Source organism: Sphingobium trunci, from assembly GCF_022664535.1.
Taxonomy (GTDB): domain Bacteria; phylum Pseudomonadota; class Alphaproteobacteria; order Sphingomonadales; family Sphingomonadaceae; genus Sphingobium.
In genome coordinates, this window is sequence record NZ_JAKUJY010000049.1 from 1 (window position 1) to 8,118 (window position 8,118).

Sequence of the window (8,118 nt, forward strand, 5' to 3'; positions counted from 1 at the left end):
TAGTGAACATGACGCCCGGGCTGCCAGCAGTCTAGTGACCGTTAATCATATGGGAGCGAATGAAACGTAGAGCAGAACCGGCACTGAGGGGCGGGAGGACCGCTTAGCGGAGGGCACACCTCCCGCCGACATCGTGAATGTGGCATCGACCAACAGATCAGCCTTATATGAGACGTGTGATCGGCCGGTCAGCGCCATTTTCTCGATGCATCCGCAGATTCTGGTTTAAGACCTTAACACTTCACAGCGCCTCTAGAAGTTCACGATGAATGGCGCTTTCCACAAAACCCGGTGAGACGGATCGTCCATGCCGGCCCCACAAACATATGTCTACATACAAATAATGCTGGCACGTCCAATCGTTCCGTGTATAGTTCGATTCGGCCCCGGCGAAGATCGAGGCGACAATAAGGGATCGTCCCTCAGTCTGCAGGTGGAAAAGGAGCATAAACCCCGGAGGAAGCATGTCCGTCGTATATCCGCCTAACGATCTGGCGAGCGACGCCGTAAACCAATTCATCGCGCGCTCACATAAATTATACATCGATGGCGAATGGCAGACGCCCACAGAAGAGGGGGCGATTACCGTTCTGGACCCAGCTACGGGCATGCCTATCGCGAAGGTGCCTCTGGCGGGACGCGAAGATGTCGACCGTGCGGTGAAGGCAGCGCGTACCGCGTTCGAAGAGGGGCCTTGGTCGCGCATGACGCCGATCGAGCGCAGTAAATATATATGGCGCCTTGCCGACCTCATCGAACGCCATGCGGGAGAACTCGCGCAAATCGAATCCATCGATGCGGGCAAGATTGTCGCTGTGACTCAGATCGCCGACATTCCCCTCTCGGCAGCGATGATGCATTATATGGCAGGCTGGGCATCCAAGGTGGATGGCGAGACCTTCTCCTTCAATCGACCCGGCGAGTATCACGGCTACACGCTGCGCGAACCGGTCGGTGTCGCGGCGTTGATAGTGCCGTGGAACTTTCCCCTTGTCCTGACATGCTTCAAGCTCGGTCCCGCTCTTGCGGCTGGGTGTACCGTCATCATCAAACCGGCAGAACAGACGCCGCTCAGTGCGCTTCGCCTGGCCGATCTGGTGTCGGAAGCGGGTTTCCCGAATGGCGTCATCAATATTCTGACCGGTGATGGCCCGACATCGGGGGCAGCGCTGGCCTCCCACCCGGGCGTGGACAAAATATCTTTCACTGGTTCGACCGAGGTCGGCAAGGGCATATTGCGGGCGGCGAGCGGCAATCTGAAGCGGGTGACGCTCGAGTTGGGGGGCAAATCGCCGATGTTCGTCTTTCCCGACGCAGACCTCGACAAGGTGATACCGGGCTGTTCCAGCGCAATATTCTTCAACCAAGGGCAAACTTGTACGGCCGGATCGCGGCTCTATGTACACCGCAAGGTCTATGACCGGGTTGTCGCCGGCATCGCTGATGGGGTGCGGTCGCTTGTGCCGGGTCACGGCCTCGATCCTGCGACGAGCCTGGCGCCGGTGGTATCCGAATCTCAGGCAACTCGTGTGGCGCGCTATATCGACCTCGGGCTATCAGCCGGGGCCGAAGCGGTGGTCGGCGGCAGCCGGCTGGAACGCGAAGGCTATTTCATCGCCCCCACCGTCCTTGCCAATACCCATGGCGATATGGCTGTCGTGCGGGAAGAGATATTCGGTCCCGTCCTGACGGCCATGCCGTTCGACGACGACACCGATCTGGATACGCTGGCCGCCATAGGAAATGATACACCCTTCGGCCTCGCAGCCAGCGTCTGGACTACCAACCTCAGCACAGCGCACAAAATGGCACGCAGGCTGAAAGCCGGAACGGTCTGGTTGAACACCCATAATCATTATGAACCGGCGGCAGCCTTTGGCGGCGCGAAGGAGTCGGGCTGGGGCCGGGAATGCGGCATTCACGGCGTTCATTTGTTCACGGAGACCAAGACCGTCATCGCGGCCCTGTAGTCGCTTCCACAAGGACTGTTCATATGTCGCAATATGATGAGATGTCGCAGTTCGAGCGCTTCGAGATGCTGAATCGCACGGAAGTGGCACTGATGCGCGGGCGGGCTACCCGCCGGACGTTTCTCCACGCCGCCGCTGCCGCTGGTGTCACAACCGTGGCGGCACTGGCCATGGCCGAGCATGCCGAAGCTTCCGCCGCGCGCCAGAGCGGCAACCGCAAGAACCTCCGCAATGTGTATGACTTCATCGTCTGCGGCGGCGGCTCTGGCGGATGCGCTGTCGCCCGCCGCCTCGCCGAAAATCCCGCCGCCAATGTGCTGTTGATCGAAGCCGGAGGAAGCGACGAGATTGTCGAGGTCACGGATGGCACGATCTGGTTCAAGAGCATGGGATCTGAACGCGACTGGTCGTTCAAGGGCCAACCTGCGCCGACCCTGAACGGCCGGACGCCACCATTCCCAATGGGGAAGATCCTTGGCGGCGGGTCCAGCATCAACGGGCTCGTGTGGGCCCGCGGGCATAAGAACGACTATGATAGCTGGGCGGCCGAAACCGGCAATACCGCGTGGAGCTACGAGAATGTCCTGAACATCTATCGCAGGATCGAGGATTGGGACGGCCCACCCAATCCGCGCTACCGGGGCAAGGGCGGCGTGGTGAAGGTCGGACTGCCACAAGCACCCATCAATCCGGTCGCTCCCGCCATGATTGAAGCATCCCGCGCGTTCGGCATGCCGACACCGGTGGATCTCAACGCGGAGACCATGGAGGGTGAAGGGGGCGCCGGGATGCCGAACCTGATCGTCAGGGACGGCCGACGTGTGTCGATGGCGGCGGCCTATATCCATCCCTATATGGACCGGCCGAACCTCACCATATTGTTGCACACCGAAGTCCGTCGACTCGTGCTTAAGGGACGGCGTGCGGCGGGTGTCGAGATCGTGCGAGATGGCAAGCCTCAGGTCATCAACGCCGCGGCCGAGGTTATCCTCTCCACCGGCGCCATAAACACACCGAAAATCCTCATGCTCTCCGGTATCGGACCCGAGGCCGAACTCAAACGGTTGGGTATTCCTGTCGTCCAGAAGCTGGAAGGCGTTGGACAGAATTTCCAGGACCATATCCTGCTGGGCGGCTGCATGTGGGAATCGCCAGTGCCGGTTCCAGGACGCAATAATTCAGCCGAATATACGCATTTCTGGAAAAGCGATCCTGCACTGCCCACGCCAGACATGCAGCCTTTCCTGGAGGAGTTTCCCTATACAAGCGAGGTGACGCGCAAGCAGTATGACATTCCGCCCAACTGCTGGGTGCTGGCGGCCGCCATCGTGCGGCCGACGAGCCGAGGCCATCTGACACTCGCCAGCGCAAATCCGGCAGACCCGCCGCTGATCTATCCGAACTTCCTCTCGACCGAGCAGGACATGAAAGCTTTGCGACGGTCGGTGGAAATCTGCCGGGAACTGGGCAACTCCGCGGCCCTCAAGCCCTATGCACGTCGTGAGATTATGCCTGGCCCGCTGATGGGAGAGGAGATGGATCGTTTCATGCGTAATGCAGCCGGCACCTATTTCCACGAAACCTGTACCGCCAAGATGGGACGGGACGCCATGTCCGTGGTGGACGGATCGCTCAAGGTCTACGGCATCGACGGGCTGCGCATAGCGGATGGATCGGTGATGCCGGCAATCACAACCGGCAATACGATGGCGCCCTGCGTCATCATCGGTGAGCGATGCGCCGAAGAGATAAAGAACACACATCGCATTTAGGCGAACGTTTAAAATATTGGGAAAAAGCGAAGCTGGGAATGGGCGCTTTCCGGCTGCGGGGAGCCTTTGCGCCAAAAGGGTGAACAATCATGCATATGATTTCTCTGGTTCGAAAATTGACGCTTTCCGTTTCCATCCTCGGCTTGGTGCCGATGACCTCTGCAGCCATGGCGCAGGAAACGGCCGCACCGGCTTCCGCAGGCACAGACATCGTCGTTACCGCCACGCGCCGCAGCGAAGGCGTTCAGAAAGTCCCCGCGTCAATTGTGGCTCTGAATGCAGAATCCCTCGTCAGGCAGGGCGTTTTCAACACCAAGGATCTTGCCAAGGCTATTCCGAACCTCAACATCGTTTCGGTTTATGGCGAAGGCGGCTCTCCCAACTTCGTGCTGCGCGGCATTACGTCCAACGATTACAGCCTCAACCAAAGCCGGCCCGTCGCCGTCTATATCGATGACGGCCTGCGAGGCCTTCCGGCGTTGGAGGTGGCTTCCTTCTTCGACGTGGATCGGGTCGAAGTGCTCCGTGGCCCGCAGGGGACCCTGTATGGCAAGAACGCCACAGGCGGCGCGATCAATATCGTGACGAAAAAGCCGACTTTCCGGAATGATGGCTATGTGACGCTGGGCTATGGCAATTACAACCGTGTAGATGCGCGTGGTGCGGTAGAAACGGTCATAGTGCCGGACAAACTTGCCGTGCGAGCGGCCTTCACCTACACGCATGACGATGGCCTGATCCAAAATCTGCTGCCCGGCCACGGCAATCGCGAACAGACCGATCTTTTCGCAGCGCGCGTCACCTTCGCCTATAATGCCAGCCCCGACGTCGAGGCATATCTGCGGCTCAACTATGTACGATCAGGCGGCAACGGCATCGCCCCCAACGCCATCGCGATCCGCGATAACGTCGCTGCAGCCGGTGTGACCCGGTCCGACCTCGGCTTCTTCCAGGTCCGATCGAACTATGAGGACCCGCGCGATATTGAGGCGAAGGGACTGAACCTTACCGTCAATACCCGGCTTTCGGACAAGCTGAAGCTCGTATCCGTGACGACATATGACACGGGGAAATGGGTGGATCTGCAGGACGCGGACGGCACCGAACTTGCCATCGACCAGGATGTAATCGCCGCCGATCAAATCCACCAGTTTACGCAGGAACTGCGGCTGATGGGTGATTACGGCAAACTCAATTGGATGGTCGGTGGTTTCTACGACAAAGACAGCGCCCATGTTTTCAACGATTATCACTTCGAGAATGATCCGAAGCTCGACATACATTATTTCGAGGAGGATGGATCGGACGTCTATGGCTTCAATGAGCGCAACACCTTTCATCAGAGCCGCGAAAGCTACGCTGCCTATGTGCGGAGCGAGTACGAGATCGTCCCCACCGTCAAGCTGACTGTGGGCGGCCGCTACAGCCACGATCGTATCGCGGCCGATTCCTACAATGCCTGGATCGGCGGCGCGACCGTGACAGGTGCGCCCGTCGAACTGTTCCAGACGATCGCGGACGGGGGCGTTTCTTCCAGTTTCGACCGGTTCACCGGGGAAGCGGGCCTTAGCTGGCAGGCGCGGCCTACCCTTCTCGCCTACGCCACCTTCCATCAAGGTTATCGCACCGGCGCCATTAACGCCCTGGCCTTTGAAGACCCCAACGAGGTCAATGCCGTGAAGCCGGAGACCGTCAACAGCTACGAAATTGGCTTCAAGTCGCGCTGGTTCGGCGACATGCTGACGTTCAACGCATCGGCCTTCCGCTATGATTACAAGAACCAGCAATATGAGAATAATGTCGGCCGCCTGATCCTGCTGGCCAATGCGAATAAATCCCGTATCTGGGGCGCCGAATTTGATCTGACGGCAAAGCCCACGCAGTCCTTGCAGTTTACGGTGTCTGGCGGCTGGCTCGATCCGAAATATCTCGACATTGACGTCAATGGCGAACAATTCTCCGGACGACAGCTCATAGGTGCCAGCAAGTTCAGTCTGAACCTGGGAGCAACCTGGGATGCGATCCAAAATGGAGAAAACCGATTAAGCTTGCATGCCGATACGGGATATAAATCGAAGATATGGTTTGATGCACCCAATACTGTTGGGCAGGATGGCTATTGGGTAACGAATGGACGCATTACCTACTCGACGCCGAAATATGACTTATCCTTCTGGGTTCGCAACCTTTTTGAACAAAAATACTATGTGTCCATCTTCAAATATTTCGATGCCGTAGGTGTGAATGAAGCGACCCGTGGCGCTCCTCGCACGTTGGGGATTGAAGGAACTATACACTTCTAGATGGGGTAACGGGCTGGTCCTCCACCGGCCGGATTTGAGCGGCCGGTGGTCATCCCTCACAATGATGGTGTCACGGAGTCGGGACGAACCTGCTCCAAGCATCGAGGAGAGATGACCGTGAAATACTATGCCGGAATCGATGTTTCATTGGAATACTCGAGTGTGTGCGTGGTCGATGCCGATGGCAAAATCATGCGGGAAGCCAAGGTGCTCAGCGAGCCTGATGCGCTGATCGCCTGGTTCGAGCAGCCAGGACTGGCGGTGGAGCGGATCGGTATGGAAGCCGGCCCCTTGTCGCAATGGCTCTACGCCGCAATGGCGAAGGCTGGGCTGGCCGTCGAGTTGCTCGAGACCCGGCATGTGCGTACCGCGTTCAAGACGATGCCGGTCAAGACGGACAAGAAGGACGCGCGCGGCATAGCCCAGCTGATTCGGCTCGGCTGGTTCAGACCGGTGCATTGCAAGTCGCTGCCAGCCCAGGATATCCGCGCTGTGCTCACTGCGCGCAAGATTTTGCAGAGCAAGCTCCATGACATCGATCTTTGCCTACGCGGCATCTTGCGCGGCTTTGGTCTCAAGGTCGGCAAAACAACGCAGCGCACCTTCGCCGCACGCATATGCGAGCTGGTTGAAGGCCATCCCACTCTTGCGGGGATCGCCTGCTCGCTTCTGAGGGCGCGGGAGACACTGGCGAGCGAGTTTGCCGGCTTCGAACGCCTTTTGCGTGCCATGGCACGGGAGAATATCGACGCGCGCCGACTGATGTCCACGCCGGGCGTCGGTGTGTTGGTATCCATGACCTTCGTCGCGGCGGTCGATGCTCCGGAACGGTTCCGATCGTCGCGGGATGTCGGACCGCATTTCGGACTGACACCCAGGAAATATCAATCCGGCGAAACAGATCGAAGTGGTCGTATTTCCAAGGTTGGCGATGCGGGCGTGCGAACCGCGCTCTATGAGGCAGCCCATGTCATCCTGACGCGACCGGTCAAGGCTTCGGACCTGAAAAGCTGGGCGCAAGGCATCGAACGACGGGCGGGGCTGAACAAGGCCTGTGTCGCGCTTGCCCGCAAGCTCGCCGTCGTGCTCCATCAGATGCTCAAGAACGGCACGACGTTTGTCCCCTACAAAGCTGCATCGGCGAAAGCGGCATGACGAGGAGGAAATAGCAGGCACGGGCTTTAGGCGGGTAAGCCATCATCCCGCCTGAGCGAAGTCCCCCGCCGGGACGATGGACAGGCCAGGCCGTAACAGTCCGAGCAGCACCTCGGTGACTGCGCGTCCCTAGATTGGCCGACCGGTCCTCACCGACCCCATCATGCAGCGGCTCTCACGCCGACTGCGGACAGAAGCAAGTGATCGGCGAGGGACGAAGCTCAATATGGGATTGACACAGGAAAGCCCGTTACAGAAGAGGCTGTTATGGACTTATGAGTCTAATTCGAACTCGAGCCACTCGTTCAGCAAAAGACCGGGAAGCCAGTTCAGTTTGAACTGATGGACGACGCCCGCGGGAGCCTCCTCAAATGGCTCGAACTGCGGGGTGGCTCGCTGGAGGATTTCGCATTCCCCAGCCGCACTGATCACGCTGCTCACATAAGCACAAGGCAATATGCCCGCCTTGTCGATGAGTGGGTCACGGGAATTGGTTTGCCCAGCGAGGATTATGGCACCCACTCTCTGCGTCGGACTAAGGCATCGATCATCTACAAGGCGACCGGAAATCTTCGCGCCGTCCAGATCTTGCTAGGGCACACCAAGATTGAAAGCACGGTCAGATATCTCGGGGTGGATGTGGAGGACGCCCTGACGCTGGCAGAAGGCACAGAAATCTGAAGTTGTCTGGCTCCTTGCAGCTGCGGGGAGCCAGAACCTATATCGCGTCGGCTACGCCTCAGAATGGGCACCCAGATTGGGAAAGCGGCCCGTCCGCTCCTGGGTGTCGAAAATTCGTCCCTGAACGGCAAAGAAGGGTCGCTTGCCGCTGGGCTGCTATCCAATCCCAAACCGGAACAGCGGGTTATCGAAGGCGCATACTGATTCGCAGGCCGGAAACGCCGTTGACGGGTTGAG

4 protein-coding genes and 1 pseudogene are annotated in these 8,118 nt (G+C 58.8%); all 5 read left to right on the forward strand.

The window, feature by feature from the left end; translation table 11 throughout:
• Positions 1 to 464 precede the first annotated feature (464 nt).
• Entirely contained in the window at positions 465 to 1,970 is a 1,506-nt protein-coding gene (locus MJ601_RS21550; RefSeq protein WP_242130449.1) for an aldehyde dehydrogenase family protein, read from the forward strand.
• 23 nt (positions 1,971 to 1,993) lie between these two features.
• The gene (locus tag MJ601_RS21555; RefSeq protein WP_242130450.1) at positions 1,994 to 3,742 is read left to right on the forward strand and encodes a GMC family oxidoreductase; all 1,749 of its coding nucleotides are present in this window, start codon (positions 1,994 to 1,996) and stop codon (positions 3,740 to 3,742) included.
• 89 nt (positions 3,743 to 3,831) lie between these two features.
• The gene (locus MJ601_RS21560) at positions 3,832 to 6,045 is read left to right on the forward strand and encodes a TonB-dependent receptor (protein WP_242130451.1); all 2,214 of its coding nucleotides are present in this window, start codon (positions 3,832 to 3,834) and stop codon (positions 6,043 to 6,045) included.
• A 117-nt stretch (positions 6,046 to 6,162) separates the two neighbouring features.
• On the forward strand, positions 6,163 to 7,200 hold the full coding sequence (locus tag MJ601_RS21565) for an IS110 family RNA-guided transposase (protein ID WP_242130452.1): 1,038 nt from the start codon (positions 6,163 to 6,165) through the stop codon (positions 7,198 to 7,200).
• A 300-nt stretch (positions 7,201 to 7,500) separates the two neighbouring features.
• Positions 7,501 to 7,881, forward strand: a pseudogene (locus MJ601_RS21570) (tyrosine-type recombinase/integrase); the annotation flags it as partial.
• Between the last annotated feature and the right edge of the window lie 237 nt (positions 7,882 to 8,118).

Coding starts and splice junctions, on each gene's coding strand:
- MJ601_RS21550 (WP_242130449.1), top strand. CDS start 465: ATGTCCGTCGTATATCCGCCTAACGATCTGGCGAGCGACGCCGTAAAC.
- MJ601_RS21555 (WP_242130450.1), top strand. CDS start 1,994: ATGTCGCAATATGATGAGATGTCGCAGTTCGAGCGCTTCGAGATGCTG.
- MJ601_RS21560 (WP_242130451.1), top strand. CDS start 3,832: ATGCATATGATTTCTCTGGTTCGAAAATTGACGCTTTCCGTTTCCATC.